Below are 15385 nucleotides of genomic sequence, written 5' to 3'. Positions count from 1 at the left end.
TTTAGAGAAAGGGGGTAAGTAATTACCCCCTTTTTTATTTTTTTAAAATGGCAAAATATGCTAAGTTATATCGGTTTTTGCAAATGAAGTTGGTATGGCATGTTGAAACAACGTACTCTCAAACGTGTGGTGAAAGCGAGCGGTATTGGTCTGCACAGTGGTCAAAAGGTGCTGATTAATTTTGTTCCACATCATATTGATGGAGGTATTGTCTTTCGCCGTATCGACTTAAATCCCCCGATTGACCTTCCAGCCAATGCTTTATTGATTCAAGAAGCCTTTATGTGCTCGAATTTGGTCCGTGAAGATATCAAAGTCGGCACTATTGAGCATGTCATGAGTGCGATTGCAGGACTGGGGATTGATAATCTGATTGTTGAAGTCTCTGCATCCGAAGTACCGATTATGGACGGTAGTGCAGGGCCTTTTATTTATTTATTGATGCAAGGTGAATTGGCGGAGCAAGACGCGCCAAAGAAGTTCATTCGTATTTTAAAGCCTGTTGAGGCTTTAATTGACGACAAGAAGGCCATTTTTTCACCACATTCAGGTTTCCAGCTGAACTTTACCATCGACTTTGATCATCCTGCCTTTGCCAAAGAGTATCAATCCGCAACCATCGATTTCTCGACGGAAACTTTTGTCTACGAAGTGAGCGAAGCGCGAACTTTTGGCTTTATGAAAGATTTGGACTATTTAAAAGCCAATAATCTGGCTTTAGGTGCGAGCCTTGAAAATGCGATTGGTGTCGATGACACAGGTGTGGTCAATGAGGAAGGTTTGCGCTTTGCCGACGAGTTTGTACGTCATAAAATATTAGATGCTGTTGGAGACTTATATTTGCTTGGACATCAAATTATTGCCAAGTTTGATGGCTATAAATCGGGGCATGCGCTAAACAATCAGCTATTACGCAATGTTCAAAACGATCCAAGCAGCTATGAAATTGTAACATTTAATAACGAGAGTGATTGTCCAATTCCTTATGTGAGTGTGACATAAGTCATTGTCTTTTATTGCCTATGTTATATTATAACAAATGAATGTGAGAGTTTCGTCACATAAAACTAGTGTGTATTCCAACACTTAATATATGAAGTTTACTTTTTATTGCTTGCCAAACGTAGTAAAGCTTGGCTAAGCTTAGGGTCGCTCACATATTCAGCGGCGCTGCGCAATTGCTCTTGGGTCTCTGATGTTAGTGTTTTTGTTGGGGGAGAGGGTTCACGAGAGACAACTGTTTTGTTTCTTAACCGAACTTGAATTTTTCGTAATTCCTTGAGTCCTTCGAGCTGAGCTAACTGCGCAACATAGTGGCTTTGTAAATAGCTGAGTTGACTAATCATTGCTTGATTTTCACCAGTGATGATCAATACACCATGTTGATAACAAACAACCTGCCATTGCTCTGGTTGGGGCAGTAAAGGTTGAATAATTTTCGTAAGTTGTTTCCATTGTGTGACTTGCGTCGTCAGAAACGTTAAGTTTCCAGTTTTTATGTGTTGTCCTTTCTGTTGGAAAACGTTGTTAGGGTCAGACATAGAACTTCCTCGGAGGTGATGTGTCCATCTTAAGCGTTTGCTTCAGCTGTTATCAAGGAACAGATGATAAAGGAACGTTTGAAGGACGGTTTCAAGAGGTTTTTTATGCATCATACGCGTCGTATTTTACTCGCATTTTCGTTGGCTGCTTCAGCTGCTTCGGTTGCTTTCGCAGATTATCAGAACATTGGTCAAGCCACAGGTGATGACCGCTTAGAGCAATTATCAAAAACCTTAGCTCAAGGTTCTTATACTCATTCTGCTGATATGGATCTGCCAGCCGTATCGAATGTCTCAGTTAAATTACGTGAAAAAACCATTGAATTGAACAACGCAACGATCGAGAAGAAATATGGTCGTTCAGCGATTTCATCTCAAGACAATGCTCCTTCATTCTCTGCAAACACAGGTTATTCTTGGTTGGTGAGTCATCCATTGCAAGAAGGCCGTGTCAGCTCTTCTTGGGGTAACCGCACCCTATTAGGTTCAACACGTCATCACTCAGGTGTTGATCTTGCTGCACCTTCTGGTACGCCAATTTACTCAACTGGTCCTGGTGTTGTGACGAAGTCGGGTTGGGGTACAGGCTATGGTCAGTATGTCGAGATTGATCATGGTAATGGCTATATCACTCGTTATGCCCATGCATCACGTTTAATCGTGAATGCGGGTGATCGTGTGAGTGCTGGTGAGCATATTGCCAATGTTGGTTGTACAGGTCGTTGTACGGGCCCACATTTACACTTTGAAGTAGTCAAAGATGGTCAACGTAAAAATCCATCAACTTACTTAGCAATGTTGCCTTAATGTAATTTGTTAACAGTTGTATATAAATATTCAAAAAAATCGCCTTTATTGGCGATTTTTTATGTGTTTTGTTTCATTTAGGTCAATGACTATTTTGTCAGAAAATAATAAGGCGTTTTGCATTCATCTGGGGCAATAGTTCTATCACAGCAAAACATGATAAAAATAGGGTCGACAAATAACTTAAGGGAAAAGGTGAATTGTATGGCGTTTTATGGCGACTCTGACGCGCAAGAAACCCAAGAATGGCAAGAAGCATTTGATTCAGTATTACAACATATGGGCACGGAACGTGCTGCCTTCTTACTAGAAAAACTCTATCAACGGGCAATTGCGAAACATGTGCCAATCCAGCGCTTAAATACACCTTATCTCAATACCATTTCAGTTGAAGAACAACCAGCGATGCCTGGCGATCAGGATATGGAACGCCGTATCCGTGCCTTGATCCGCTGGAATGCCTTAGCGATGGTATTACGTGCCAATAAAACAGGCGATGACCTCGGTGGCCACCTTGCAAGTTTCGCATCATCTGCAACATTATATGATGTGGGTTTTAACCATTTCTTCCGCGCAAACAGCAATAACTTTGGCGGTGATATGATTTATTACCAAGGTCACTGTGCCCCTGGTATTTATGCGCGTTCGTTCTTGGAAGGACGCTTAACTGAAGATCAATTGAATAATTTCCGCCGTGAAGTGGGTGGCAATGGTCTTCCGAGTTATCCGCATCCCTATTTAATGCCTGATTACTGGCAGTTCCCAACCGTATCGATGGGTTTAGGCCCGATTATGTCGATTTACCAAGCACACATTCAAAAGTATTTGATGAATCGTGGTTTGATCAAAGAAGAAGATCGTAAAGTCTGGGCTTATCTTGGCGATGGTGAGATGGATGAGCCAGAAAGTACAGGTGCAATTTCACTTGCGGGTCGTGAAAAGCTTGATAACCTCATTTGGGTTGTGAACTGTAACTTACAGCGTCTCGATGGTCCTGTACGTGGTAACGGTAAAATTATTCAAGAATTAGAATCTTTATTCCGTGGTGCGGGCTGGCGTGTGATTAAAGTGGTGTGGGGCCGTCATTGGGACCCACTACTTGCGCAAGATAATTCAGGCGCTTTAAAAGCGGTCATGGAAGAAACAGTTGATGGTGAATATCAGCGCTATCAAGTGAAAGGTGGTGCGTATACACGTGAGAAATTCTTTGGCAAGTACCCAGAAGCTGCGGAACTGGTCAAAGATTTAAGTGATGAAGACATCGATAATCTTAACCGTGGTGGTCATGATCCGTACAAAGTTTTTGCTGCCTATGCAGAAGCAATGAAAGCCAAAGGTCAACCAACCGTTATTCTTGCGAAAACGGTTAAAGGTTATGGTCTGTCTGAGGAAATTGAAGCGGTGAACAAAACTCACCAAATCAAAAAAATGCAGATCGACTCTTTGAAATATGTACGTGACCGTTTTAACCTGCCATTTACAGATGACAAGTTAGAAGAACTCCCATTCTACCGCCCAAGTGAAAACTCTCCAGAAATGAAGTACATGAAGGCACGTCGTGAAGCATTAGGGGGTTACCTACCAGCACGTCGTCGTGAGAGTGACACTTTAGCGATTCCTGAACTCTCTGTATTTGATGCGGTATTAAATGGTTCAGGCGGTAAAGAACAATCGACCACGATGCTGATGGTTCGTTTAATTGCGGCTTTACTGAAAGAAAAAGCAATTAAAGACCGCGTCGTGCCAATCGTTCCAGATGAAGCGCGTACTTTTGGTTTAGAAGGGATGTTCCGTCAGCTTGGTATTTATGCGGCACACGGTCAAAAATATACCCCAGAAGACCAAGAACAGTTAATGCATTACCGTGAAGCAAGTGATGGTCACATGCTTCAAGAAGGAATTAACGAAGCGGGTGCGATGAGTGCGTGGGCTGCATTGGCAACCAGTTATTCAACCAATAACTTGCCGATGATTCCAATGTATATGTACTACTCAATGTTTGGTTTCCAACGTATTGGTGACATTGCCTGGGCTGCTGGTGATGCGCAGGCACAAGGTTTCTTACTCGGTGCGACTGCTGGCCGTACCACATTGAACGGTGAAGGTTTACAGCACCAAGATGGCCATTCACATATCTTGGCGAACACCATTCCAAACTGCGTATCTTATGATCCATGTTTTGGTTATGAATTGGCTGTGATCGTACACGACGGTTTACAACGTATGTATGTGAACCAAGAGCGAGTGTTCTATTACTTAACCGTAATGAATGAAAACTACGAGCATCCTGCAATGCCAGAAGGCGCTGAGGAAGGCATTAAACGTGGTATGTACTTGTTCGAAAAAGATGAAAAAGCCACTGTGCAATTATTGGGCTCAGGTGTAATCCTTCGTGAAGTGATTAAAGCGGCGAAAATCTTGCGTGATGAATACCAAATCCACTCAAACGTGTGGAGCGTCACCAGCTTCAATGAGTTGTCGCGTGATGGCATGGCATGTGAAGAATACAACCGCTTACACCCGCTCACTGAAGAAGTAAAAGAATCTTGGGTATCTAAACAGTTACGTGGTACAGAAGGTATCGTGGTTTCTGCGACGGACCATATGCGTGCGTACAGTGAACAGATCCGTGCATATCTTCCAGATGGTCGTCCATTTGTTGCATTAGGTACTGATGGTTATGGACGTTCAGATACACGTGCAAACTTACGTAGTTTCTTTGGTGTTGATGCTGCGCATATCGTGGTTGCGACATTGAAAAAATTAGCGGACGAAGGTGAAGTTGAAAACCGTTTGGTGAAAGACGCAATTTCTAACTTTGAGTTAGATACGGACCGTCCAGTGGCATGGGCGCCACAAGCACATCCAGAAGTTCAGGCAGTTGCTGAATACCATGAAACGCAAACAGGTGAGGGGAAATAATCATGCAAATCCAAGCACCTGATATTGGCGTAGATAAAGCACTGGTTGCAGAAATCTTAGTCAAAGTAGGCGACCATGTTGCAGTTGACGATAGCCTTCTGGTTTTAGAATCAGATAAGGCAACGGTAGAAGTACCAAGTACTGCGGCAGGTATCGTGAAAAGTATTCTGGTTCAACAGGGCGATGAAGTCACTGAAGGCGTCGCATTGATTGAATTAGAGTCTGAGTCTGCTGCTGAAACATCTAAGAACGAAGCACCGACGCAAGAAGCGCCAAAAGCCGAAGCAAAAGCTGTCGAAGCTGAAACAAAAGCGCAACCAGTTGCTGCTCCAGCAGCGACTTCAAGCCAGATTGTGGATGTAAAAGTTCCAGATATTGGTGTAGAAAAAGCCTTGGTTGCAGAAGTGCTGGTCAAAGTCGGTGATCAGATTGAACCTGAACAAAGTATTGTAGTGGTTGAATCGGACAAGGCGACGGTAGAAGTCCCAAGTTCGGTTGCGGGGATTGTGGAAGCGATCCAGATTAAAGAAGGCGACAGCATCAAAGAAGGCGTGGTATTGATTCAGGTCAAGACTGCGAGCGCTGCAACGTCATCTGAACCACAAGCAGCCCTAGCTCAAACAGAAGCGCCAGTCGCAACTACAGAAGCACCAGCTGCAACAAATACCTCAACAGGTAATGTTGAAATTGAAGTACCTGATCTAGGTGTAGAAAAAGCTCTTGTTTCAGAAATTCTAGTCAATGTCGGTGATCGCGTTGAAGCTCAACAAAGCCTATGCGTGGTTGAGTCAGATAAGGCGTCGGTTGAAGTGCCAAGTTCAGTAGCAGGGATTGTGAAAGCAATCCATGTGTCTGCGAATCAAGAAGTGCGTCAAGGCGTGGCTTTGGCAACGATTGAGGTCAGTGGTCAGGCCGCTGCACCAGCATCTGCACCAAAAGCTCAAGCTCATTCGGCACCAGCAGCAACGACAGCTCCAGCAAAACCACAAGCAACCGTGACAGCGGCACCAAGTGAGCCTGCGCAAGCTGAGAAGTTGACTAAACAGCAAGAAGCTGACAATGCAAAAGTCTACGCGGGTCCAGCCGTGCGTAAACTGGCACGTGAGTTAGGCGTGGTTCTTGGACAAGTGAAAGCATCAGGTGAGCACGGCCGTGTGATGAAGGACGATGTCTTTGCCTATGTGAAAACACGTCTGACTGCACCACAACCGGCTGTAGTAACCCAAGCGGCAGCAGTTGCTTCAGGCTTACCGAAGTTGCCAGACTTTAATGCATTTGGTGGTGGTGAAGTGAAAGCGATGACGCGTTTACAGCAAGTGTCTGTACCGCAATTGTCATTGAACAACTTCATTCCACAAGTGACGCAGTTTGACTTGGCGGATATTACCGAGCTTGAAGCATGGCGTGGTGAGCTGAAAGATGGCTTTAAAAAGCAAGGCCTTAGCCTGACTATCTTGGCCTTTATTGCCAAAGCGGTTGCGCACTTGTTAAAAGAAGAGCCGTATTTTGCTGGGCATTTGGCTGATGATCAGAAGTCGGTGCTATTGCGTAACGAAATTCATATGGGTATTGCAGTTGCAACCCCAGATGGTTTAACAGTGCCTGTATTGCGCAATCCTGATCAAAAATCAATTAAGCAAATTGCAGCAGAATTGGCTGAACTCAGCCAAAAAGCCCGTGATCGTAAATTGTCACCGAAAGATCTACAAGGTGCCAATTTTACCATTACCAGCTTGGGTAGTATTGGTGGTACCGCATTTACGCCGTTGGTCAATTGGCCGCAAGTCGCGATTTTGGGTATCTCACCAGCGACCATGCAACCTGTGTGGAATGGTAAAGACTTTGATCCGCGCTTAATGTTGCCATTATCATTGTCTTATGACCATCGTGTGATTAATGGTGCGGATGCAGCACGTTTTACCAATAAGTTGACCAAGTTACTCAAAGACATTCGTAGCTTATTGCTCTAATCGCTTTTTGAATTTAGAAAACCTCGCTTTGGCGGGGTTTTCTGTTTTTAGGCTGAATAAAATATGAATAGATGTATGTTATGTTGAACTTAAAATAAATTTTCATTGCTGAAGGAGCAGGGATGTTGGTGATTTATCGGGTGATGCTGCCTTTATTGCTGATTGTTTTTGTGGCGATGGGCTTGTGGGTCAGCTTCTTACATTTTCCATGGGATTGGGTGATGTATGTGGTGATGGGAGTTGAAGTGCTGCTTGCGACTGTCGTCATGGCGATGGAATATCAAGCCCAAGATGTGGGTGGAGCGAGTGGCTGGGGGAGCTTTGGTTTTCTGGGCTTAAGTGCTTATTTGGCGTTTTTACTTGGTTGTCTGCGTGTGTTGATCTGGAGTTACCAAAAATTTTGGGTTTAACCATTCAAAAGCATTTTATTGTTTGCTAGAATAGTTTCACTTCATTGGGGAGTAGCCGCTCTTTACGCAAAGTAAAGAGGTGATGATCAACATAATTGTTCAACCGAACATGGTCATCATAGCAAAGAACCAAGAACAGCTTCTCAGCTGTGCTTTTGTTGGCAAGACCTTTGATTTACCACTCTGCATCAATCTATTTGATTTTGGCTAGCAGGAGGGGTAGGTCATCGGTATATTTTGCTAGCCAGAGCATTCAACTATGTATGAATTTCTCATTTCCACCTCAATTGTTGCCCTTGCTGAAATGGGTGATAAAACGCAATTACTCGCTCTCTTGCTTGCAGCACGTTTCCGTAAACCGATTCCGATTTTAATTGCCATCTTACTGGCCACTACGATTAACCATGGTATTTCTGCTGTCTTGGGACAATGGATTACCACCGTACTCAGTCCTGAAATTCTATTATGGATTTTGGCGCTTGGATTTATTGGTATGGCAATCTGGATGCTGATTCCAGATGAATTGGGAGATGAAACTGAAAACATCAATAAATGGCAGAAATTTGGGGTATTTGGTGCCACCTTCATCTTATTCTTCTTGGCTGAAATTGGCGATAAAACCCAGATTGCAACCGTGGCTTTAGCGGCACGTTTTGATAGTGTGTTCTGGGTGATGTTAGGTACCACATTTGGGATGATGCTTGCCAATGCCCCTGCGGTATTTATTGGTAATAAGCTGGCGGATAAATTGCCGATTTCATTAATTCATAAAATTGGCGCCGCGATTTTCTTGATTGTGGGTATTTCAACTTTAGTGCAGCATTATTTCTTCTAAATGATTCGAATTTAAAATCAGTCCAGACCCATCCAACAGTGATGGGTCTTTTTTATAAATTATGATAAAAGTCCAATATTTGATTGAAACATGAACTAAATCCCATTATTTTATTATGGAATTAAAAATATTTCATATTTAAAGATTTTTTCTGGGGTGGTTATGAGTTTTGAACGGACAACATCGCAAATATTGTTTGATAATGGCACACATAAATGCATTAGTTTTACCAGTTTGGTTAAAGGGGAAGGTATTCAGGCCAATCAATTTTTAATTATTGATCATGAACGTGCCGCTGTCTTAGATCCGGGTGGCGATCTGACGTATGTTCCTTTAACCATGGAACTCAATCGCTATACCAAATTGAAAAATCTCGACTATGTCATGGCCTCGCATCAAGACCCTGACATTATTACCTCAATGCCGCGCTGGTTGGTGTATACCGATGCCAAAGTAGTGGCTTCTAAGCTGTGGGCACGGTTTTTACCGCATTTAAATTCAGCTTTTATGAGTGAGCGTATGAAGGGGAATTGGGAAGATCGTCTGATTGAACTGTCCGATACAGGGCAAATTATTCCTTTGGGCGAGTCTGCGATTGTTGCAGTGCCTGCACATTTTCTGCATTCCGTTGGTAATTTCCAGTTTTATGATCCAACTGCCAAAATCCTATTTTCTGGGGATATGGGGGCTTCGATCGTTGATGATGCAAGCCTACCGATTACAGATTTTGAAACACATATCAAAAAGATGAAAGGTTTCCATCAGCGCTATATGTGTTCTAATAAGGTGATCCGTTTGTGGGTCAATATGGTTCGCCAAATGGATATCGACATGATTGTGCCGCAACATGGAACCGCTTTTGTTGGTAAACAGATGATCAATCAATTTCTAGACTGGATCGAAACGCTGGAATGTGGCGTAGATTTGATGAATGAATATGTTTTTAGTTTACCGACTGAAATGAGCTAAATTTCTGAGTCCGGAAAATGACTGGGAAATACATAAATCGCTGATTGAGCACGCTTGTCGCCATCAATAAATTTTCTTAGGATTCATTAGATAAAGGATTGAATTTGATAACGAGAATTTTAAGAAAATGTTGTCTCAAATTGCGACACCAGATGCGTGTGTCAGTTGTGGTGCGTGCTGTGCAAATTACCGTGTTTCTTTCTATTGGGCTGAGGCAGAACGGATCCCTGAGCACATGGTTGAACCACTTACAGCCGTCTATTCCTCTATGAAGGGAACCAATCAAGCACAAGTCAAATGTGTGGCTTTGCAAGGGGAGGTGGGACAGCAAGTGAGCTGTTCCATCTACCCATTTCGGAGTTCAAGTTGCAAGGAAGTACAGATTGCCGATTCACATTGTAACAAAACACGGTTGGCGCACAACCTGATTCCGTTGGTCACGGTTGAGCAGCAGGCCTCTGAAAATAATGACAATTATGATCAGGTTTGCTAACAGGAATTATAGGATTCGGTAGGCATAAGTGTGCATCAGAAAGCTTTTTAAGCAACGCTTGAAATTATTTTCATCATAGAAAATGAAAATCACATCGAAATTTGTTTATAATAGCTCACGGAAATTACCAGTGAGATTGTTATGCTGACCATCGTTCAAGAAGCGCTAACCTTCGATGATGTCTTATTACTTCCTGCCTACTCAACTGTTCTCCCAAAAGATGTCTCCTTAAAGACACGTTTAACTCGCGGAATTCAACTTAATATCCCTCTCGTTTCTGCTGCAATGGATACAGTGACTGAATCACGTATGGCAATTGCGATGGCGCAAAATGGCGGTATTGGTATTTTGCACAAAAACATGGATATCGCAGCGCAAGCCGCTGAAGTTCGCCGTGTGAAAAAATTTGAAGCTGGTATGGTGAAAGACCCAATCACTGTTGGCCCTGAAACAACAGTGCGTGAGCTGATTGCGATTACCCAAGCGAATAACATTAGCGGTGTGCCTGTTGTAAAAGATGGCAAAGTGGTGGGTATTGTCACGGGTCGTGATACACGCTTTGAAACCAATCTTGAACAACCTGTAAGCAACATCATGACCGGTCAAGACCGTCTCGTGACTGTTCGTGAAGGCGAGTCTAAAGAAAATATCCAAGCATTATTGCAAAAACACCGTATTGAAAAAGTTTTGGTTGTTGGTGAGAACCATGAGCTTAAAGGCTTAATTACCGTAACTGACTTCCGTAAAGCTGAAAGCTATCCAAACAGTTGTAAAGATGATTTGGGTCGTTTACGTGTTGGTGCTGCGGTCGGTACAGGTGCTGAAACACCAAGCCGTGTCGAAGCTTTGGTCGATGCAGGTGTAGATGCGATTGTGGTGGATACTGCCCATGGTCATTCAGCTGGTGTCATTGAACGTGTACGCTGGGTTAAAGCAAACTACCCGCAAGTTCAAGTGATTGGCGGTAACATTGCGACTGGTGATGCAGCATTGGCATTGCTTGATGCAGGTGCAGATGCTGTGAAAGTCGGTATCGGCCCTGGTTCAATCTGTACCACACGTATTGTGGCAGGTATTGGTATGCCACAGATTTCTGCAATTGATAGTGTTGCAAATGCACTGAAAGATCAAATTCCTTTGATTGCAGATGGTGGTATTCGTTTCTCTGGCGATATGGCGAAAGCAATTGGCGCAGGTGCGAGCACGATTATGGTCGGTTCACTCCTCGCTGGAACAGAAGAAGCACCAGGTGAAGTTGAATTCTTCCAAGGCCGTTACTACAAAGCATACCGTGGTATGGGTTCATTGGGTGCAATGGCGGGCGTATCTGGTTCTGCTGACCGTTACTTCCAAGATGCTAAAGCAGGTGCGGAAAAGTTGGTACCAGAAGGCATCGAAGGTCGAGTGCCATACAAAGGTCCAATGGGTAACATCGTACATCAAATGATGGGTGGTTTACGTTCATCAATGGGTTATACGGGTTCATCTGTGATTGAAGATCTTCGTCAAAATGCAAAATTTGTGAAAATTACTTCAGCAGGCATGTCAGAATCACATGTTCATGACGTGACAATTACCAAGGAAGCGCCAAACTATCGAGTTGGTTGATTTTTGGTAATTTTGTTGACAGAAAAACCGTCAGTCCACTGACGGTTTTTTCGTTTTGGTGTAAAGTGAATCAGATGAAGAAAGATATGGTTCCACACCATATAAAAGATAAGAAAGTGAGTAAAAGATGAGCTATTTTGGTACTGATGGAATTCGCGGCAAATTTGGGCAAATGCCAATTACCCCAGAGTTCGCATTAAAACTTGGCTTTGCTGCAGGGAAAGTATTAAAAAGAAATAGTCCTAAAAATAAACCGATTGTGGTGTTGGGGAAAGACACACGTTTATCTGGTTATATTTTAGAAGCGGCTTTACAGGCAGGTCTGAATGCTGCGGGTGTTTATGTACATTTATTGGGCCCGCTTCCAACACCTGCCATTGCACATTTAACTCGCGCATTACACGCACATGCTGGGATCGTGATTTCAGCATCACATAACCCTTATTTTGATAACGGCATTAAATTTTTCTCAAGTGCAGGTAAGAAGTTACCTGATACTTTGCAAGATGAAATCAATCAGGAACTCGAAAAAGACTTAGTGATTGAAGACACTGCAAACTTGGGTAAAAGTGTTCGTGTAAAAGATGCTAATGGTCGTTATATCGAATTCTGTAAATCAACTTTCCCGTACCACTTTGACTTACGTAATTTAAAAATCGTAGTGGACTGTGCCAATGGCGCAGCGTATAGCGTGGGGCCTTCGGTATTCCGTGAATTAGGTGCCAAAGTTATTCCATTATTTAACGAACCTGATGGTTTAAATATCAATGAAAACTGTGGTTCAACCCACCCAGAACAACTACAAAAAGCAGTGCTAGAACATCAGGCAGATGTTGGTATTGCTTTTGACGGAGATGCTGATCGTGTGGTCATGGTGGATAAAAATGGTCAATTGATTGATGGTGACCATATTCTTTATATTCTTGCGACACAGGCGAAGAATAAGCCAGCGGGTGTTGTAGGTACCGTGATGAGTAATATGGCTCTCGAGTTGGCCCTAGAACAAGCTAAGGTTGGCTTTGTTCGTGCTAAAGTTGGTGATCGCTATGTATTGCAAGCCCTAGAAGAAAAGAATTGGGTCACAGGTGGTGAGCCTTCAGGTCATATTCTCACTTTGGATAAGAGCACAACAGGTGATGCGATTATTGCAGCGTTACAAGTGTTGACCGTGATGGTAGAACAAGGCAAAGCACTGCATGAGTTGGTTGAAGGTTTTGTGTTATTCCCGCAAGTACTGGTCAATGTTCGTCTACAACACATGATTGATCCATATTCAATTCCAGCTTTGGTTGCAGAATTTGAAAAGGCTGAACAGCAATTGAAAGGTCGTGGTCGTTTGTTGATTCGTAAGTCAGGTACTGAGCCTGTGATTCGTGTCATGGTGGAAGGTGATCAGCAGCAAGAGGTTGAGGCTTTGGCGAATCATTTAGCAGATGCAGTACGCGCTCAAGCCCAAGCTGCTTAAGGGGGAGCCATATGAGTGATGTCATTAAAGACCTGAGTGAGCTGCGTTTGAGCTATGAGCAGGGTGAATTACATGAAGCCCAGATCAGCGTACAGCCGCATTTACAGTTTTTGAATTGGTTTAATCATGCATTAGCTGCCAATTTACATGAACCCTATGCAATGTCATTAGCCACGGCAAATGCTCAAGGGCGTCCGCATGTGCGTACCGTATTATTACGTGGTGCGACAGAAGCAGGTTATGATTTCTATACCAATTATGACAGCCAAAAGGGTTTAGACTTAGCTGACAATCCGTATGCTGAACTGCTGTTTTACTGGCCAAGTTTAGAGCGCCAGATCCGCATTGGCGGCAAGGTCATCAAGATTTCTGAACAAGAATCGACGGATTACTACCATAAACGCCCGCGTGACAGTCAGATTGCTGCGCATATCAGTACTCCACAAAGCGGGGTGATTGAAAGTCGTGAGTTATTGCAACAACGCTTTCAAGCGCTGCAAGCTCAGGCTCAAGATGAACTGGATAAGCCTGAATTTTGGGGAGGTTATCGCTTAGAAGCAGATTATTATGAGTTCTGGCAGGGGCGACCAAATCGCTTACATGATCGTTTAAGTTATGAAAAACAAAACGATCTTTGGACTATACAACGTTTGATGCCATAAATGACGCAGATTCAAATTCAAAAAAGACCACTGCTTACACGCCCTGAACAGTTTCAGGGCGTGCCTGCTTTTATTGCCGAAATTTTAGCAAGGCGTGGTGTGCAGTCTGAGCAAGAGCTGGAACTCAAACTCAAGCACTTGCTATCTCCAGAGCTTAAAGGCTTAGCAGATGCAGTTGCGTTGATCGATCAAGCGATTGATCAGCAAAAACAGATCGTGATTGTGGGAGACTATGATGCCGATGGCGCGACCAGTACCGCTTTAATGGTTCTTGTTCTGCAAGATATGGGAGCTAGAGTTGAATATCTGGTGCCTGATCGTTTTAAGTATGGTTATGGACTTACGCCCGCCATTGCTGAATTGGCAAAGCAGAGCTATCAACCAGATCTGTTGATTACGGTGGATAATGGTATATCGAGTCATGCGGGTGTGGACACGGCTCAAGCGTTAGGTATGCAGGTGATCATTACCGATCACCATTTAACCACCAAACCGACACCGAGTGCTGAGGCTGTGGTTAATCCGAACCAACTTGGTTGTGGGTTTTCAAGTAAGGCTTTGGCTGGGGTGGGCGTGGCTTTTTATGTATTGGCGAAATTGGCCAGTTCGCGCAGCCAGCAAGGCAAAAGCAGCAGTAAAGTGACCCAGTATCTCGACTTGGTCGCATTAGGGACTTATGCCGATGTCGCCAGTTTGGATTATAACAATCGTATCTTGATTGATGCCGGATTAAAGCGGATTCAGCAACATCAATGTCGTGCAGGTATTTTAGCCTTACTGGATATTGCAGGACGTGACGCAGCCAGTTTACGTGCACAAGATTTAGGCTTTGTAGTTGGTCCGCGAATCAATGCAGCAGGTCGAATGGAAAGCATGCGTATCGGCATTGAGTGTTTACTTGCGGCTGATATGGCAACCGCTTATCCGATTGCACAACAGTTGAATCAGCTTAATATCGAACGCCGTCAAGTTGAAACTGAAATGAAGCAGCAAGCACTGAGTGCATTGCAACATATTCAGTTAGAAACAGAGCATTTACCTGCAGCATTGGTAATGTTTGATGAACAATGGCACCAAGGTGTGATTGGCATTGTGGCTGGACGTTTAAAGGAGCAATTTCATCGTCCAAGTCTGGTATTTGCTCCAGATGAAGATGGGATTCATATTAAAGGTTCGGCACGGTCGATTGATGGGATTCATATTCGCGATACCATTGAGCAAGTTGCAGAACACTATCCACATCTGGTCAGTCATTTTGGCGGGCATGCTGCAGCCGCGGGTTTAACCCTGAAGAAAGAAAATTTTGCTGCATTCAAAACGGCTTTCACCCAAGCGATTGCCGAAATGGATGATGAATTATTCACGGCAACGTTATGGACTGATGGCGAGCTGGGTGATTCAGATTTACATTTAGGGACTTTGGATTGGATTGAGCAACTTGGGCCCTGGGGGCAGAAGTTTCCACTGCCTCAATTTGAGGGGCGGTTCAAAGTGATCGATTATCGTTGGCTTAAAGAGCAACATTTAAAACTCAAATTGGCGGTCGGGTCACATTCCATAGATGCGATTGCATTTAATGCGATGGACCGTTTTGAATTTAATCCAATGTTGGGTTATGTCGATTTGGTGTATACCTTGGAACGGAATGTCTTTAATGGCAACACCCGTCTACAATTGCAAATCGCTTATTTAAAACAATAAAA

Annotated in this window: 13 protein-coding genes and 1 riboswitch; of the genes, 12 read left to right on the top strand and 1 reads right to left on the bottom strand. The window is 43.6% G+C overall.

Annotated elements, in window-relative coordinates; genetic code table 11:
- The first annotated feature begins 99 nt into the window (after positions 1-99).
- Positions 100-1002: a UDP-3-O-acyl-N-acetylglucosamine deacetylase gene (lpxC, locus tag WA352_RS01855; protein ID WP_004803611.1), complete on the top strand. Its 903-nt coding sequence runs from the start codon at positions 100-102 to the stop codon at positions 1000-1002.
- Between the two features lie 98 nt (positions 1003-1100).
- Here lpxC and WA352_RS01850 read toward each other — a convergent pair whose 3' ends face one another.
- Positions 1101-1541 (bottom strand): hypothetical protein, encoded by a 441-nt coding sequence (locus WA352_RS01850; protein WP_004803613.1) that lies wholly within the window; start codon positions 1539-1541, stop codon positions 1101-1103.
- 105 nt (positions 1542-1646) lie between these two features.
- On the opposite strand from WA352_RS01850, the gene WA352_RS01845 reads away from it, so the two are divergent.
- The 11 genes from WA352_RS01845 to recJ all read left to right on the top strand — a co-directional run bounded on the left by WA352_RS01845 (position 1647) and on the right by recJ (position 15383).
- Positions 1647-2348 (top strand): M23 family metallopeptidase, encoded by a 702-nt coding sequence (locus tag WA352_RS01845; RefSeq protein ID WP_005201593.1) that lies wholly within the window; start codon positions 1647-1649, stop codon positions 2346-2348.
- Positions 2349-2552: 204 nt separating this feature from the next.
- Entirely contained in the window at positions 2553-5270 is a 2718-nt protein-coding gene (gene aceE, locus WA352_RS01840) for a pyruvate dehydrogenase (acetyl-transferring), homodimeric type (RefSeq protein ID WP_005201592.1), read from the top strand.
- 2 nt (positions 5271-5272) lie between these two features.
- The gene (locus WA352_RS01835) at positions 5273-7240 is read left to right on the top strand and encodes a 2-oxo acid dehydrogenase subunit E2 (protein WP_005317375.1); all 1968 of its coding nucleotides are present in this window, start codon (positions 5273-5275) and stop codon (positions 7238-7240) included.
- A 122-nt stretch (positions 7241-7362) separates the two neighbouring features.
- Positions 7363-7650, top strand: coding sequence for a hypothetical protein (locus WA352_RS01830; protein WP_004803620.1), 288 nt, complete (start codon positions 7363-7365; stop codon positions 7648-7650).
- Positions 7651-7684: 34 nt separating this feature from the next.
- Positions 7685-7826: riboswitch (yybP-ykoY riboswitch) on the top strand.
- An 83-nt stretch (positions 7827-7909) separates the two neighbouring features.
- Complete coding sequence (locus WA352_RS01825) at positions 7910-8485, top strand: TMEM165/GDT1 family protein (RefSeq protein WP_004803622.1); 576 nt, start codon at positions 7910-7912, stop codon at positions 8483-8485.
- Positions 8486-8647: 162 nt separating this feature from the next.
- Positions 8648-9454 (top strand): MBL fold metallo-hydrolase, encoded by an 807-nt coding sequence (locus WA352_RS01820; RefSeq protein ID WP_005317378.1) that lies wholly within the window; start codon positions 8648-8650, stop codon positions 9452-9454.
- Positions 9455-9581: 127 nt separating this feature from the next.
- A complete protein-coding gene (locus WA352_RS01815; RefSeq protein WP_336141062.1) occupies positions 9582-9947 on the top strand; it encodes a YkgJ family cysteine cluster protein in 366 nt (121 codons plus the stop codon).
- A 141-nt stretch (positions 9948-10088) separates the two neighbouring features.
- Complete coding sequence (guaB, locus tag WA352_RS01810; RefSeq protein ID WP_004803627.1) at positions 10089-11555, top strand: IMP dehydrogenase; 1467 nt, start codon at positions 10089-10091, stop codon at positions 11553-11555.
- 127 nt (positions 11556-11682) lie between these two features.
- Positions 11683-13020, top strand: coding sequence for a phosphoglucosamine mutase (gene glmM / locus WA352_RS01805; RefSeq protein WP_004803629.1), 1338 nt, complete (start codon positions 11683-11685; stop codon positions 13018-13020).
- A gap of 11 nt (positions 13021-13031) precedes the next feature.
- Entirely contained in the window at positions 13032-13682 is a 651-nt protein-coding gene (pdxH, locus tag WA352_RS01800; RefSeq protein WP_005317384.1) for a pyridoxamine 5'-phosphate oxidase, read from the top strand.
- Positions 13683-15383 carry a single-stranded-DNA-specific exonuclease RecJ gene (gene recJ, locus WA352_RS01795; protein ID WP_336141059.1) on the top strand — a complete coding sequence of 567 codons (1701 nt, stop codon included), beginning with the start codon at positions 13683-13685 and terminating at the stop codon, positions 15381-15383. It abuts the gene before it with no gap.
- The last annotated feature ends 2 nt before the right edge of the window (positions 15384-15385 follow it).

Source organism: Acinetobacter sp. 102 (genome assembly GCF_037028485.1).
Classification (GTDB): Bacteria; Pseudomonadota; Gammaproteobacteria; order Pseudomonadales; family Moraxellaceae; genus Acinetobacter; species Acinetobacter higginsii.
Note: the sequence above shows the minus strand (reverse complement) of the source record. Positions and strands in the feature narration are given on the sequence as shown.

What these genes read in the sequence shown, in the direction of transcription:
- lpxC (WP_004803611.1), top strand. Translation starts at nt 100, where the DNA reads ATGTTGAAACAACGTACTCTCAAACGTGTGGTGAAAGCGAGCGGTATT.
- WA352_RS01850 (WP_004803613.1), bottom strand. Translation starts at nt 1,541, where the DNA reads ATGTCTGACCCTAACAACGTTTTCCAACAGAAAGGACAACACATAAAA.
- WA352_RS01845 (WP_005201593.1), top strand. Translation starts at nt 1,647, where the DNA reads ATGCATCATACGCGTCGTATTTTACTCGCATTTTCGTTGGCTGCTTCA.
- aceE (WP_005201592.1), top strand. Translation starts at nt 2,553, where the DNA reads ATGGCGTTTTATGGCGACTCTGACGCGCAAGAAACCCAAGAATGGCAA.
- WA352_RS01835 (WP_005317375.1), top strand. Translation starts at nt 5,273, where the DNA reads ATGCAAATCCAAGCACCTGATATTGGCGTAGATAAAGCACTGGTTGCA.
- WA352_RS01830 (WP_004803620.1), top strand. Translation starts at nt 7,363, where the DNA reads ATGTTGGTGATTTATCGGGTGATGCTGCCTTTATTGCTGATTGTTTTT.
- WA352_RS01825 (WP_004803622.1), top strand. Translation starts at nt 7,910, where the DNA reads ATGTATGAATTTCTCATTTCCACCTCAATTGTTGCCCTTGCTGAAATG.
- WA352_RS01820 (WP_005317378.1), top strand. Translation starts at nt 8,648, where the DNA reads ATGAGTTTTGAACGGACAACATCGCAAATATTGTTTGATAATGGCACA.
- WA352_RS01815 (WP_336141062.1), top strand. Translation starts at nt 9,582, where the DNA reads ATGTTGTCTCAAATTGCGACACCAGATGCGTGTGTCAGTTGTGGTGCG.
- guaB (WP_004803627.1), top strand. Translation starts at nt 10,089, where the DNA reads ATGCTGACCATCGTTCAAGAAGCGCTAACCTTCGATGATGTCTTATTA.
- glmM (WP_004803629.1), top strand. Translation starts at nt 11,683, where the DNA reads ATGAGCTATTTTGGTACTGATGGAATTCGCGGCAAATTTGGGCAAATG.
- pdxH (WP_005317384.1), top strand. Translation starts at nt 13,032, where the DNA reads ATGAGTGATGTCATTAAAGACCTGAGTGAGCTGCGTTTGAGCTATGAG.
- recJ (WP_336141059.1), top strand. Translation starts at nt 13,683, where the DNA reads ATGACGCAGATTCAAATTCAAAAAAGACCACTGCTTACACGCCCTGAA.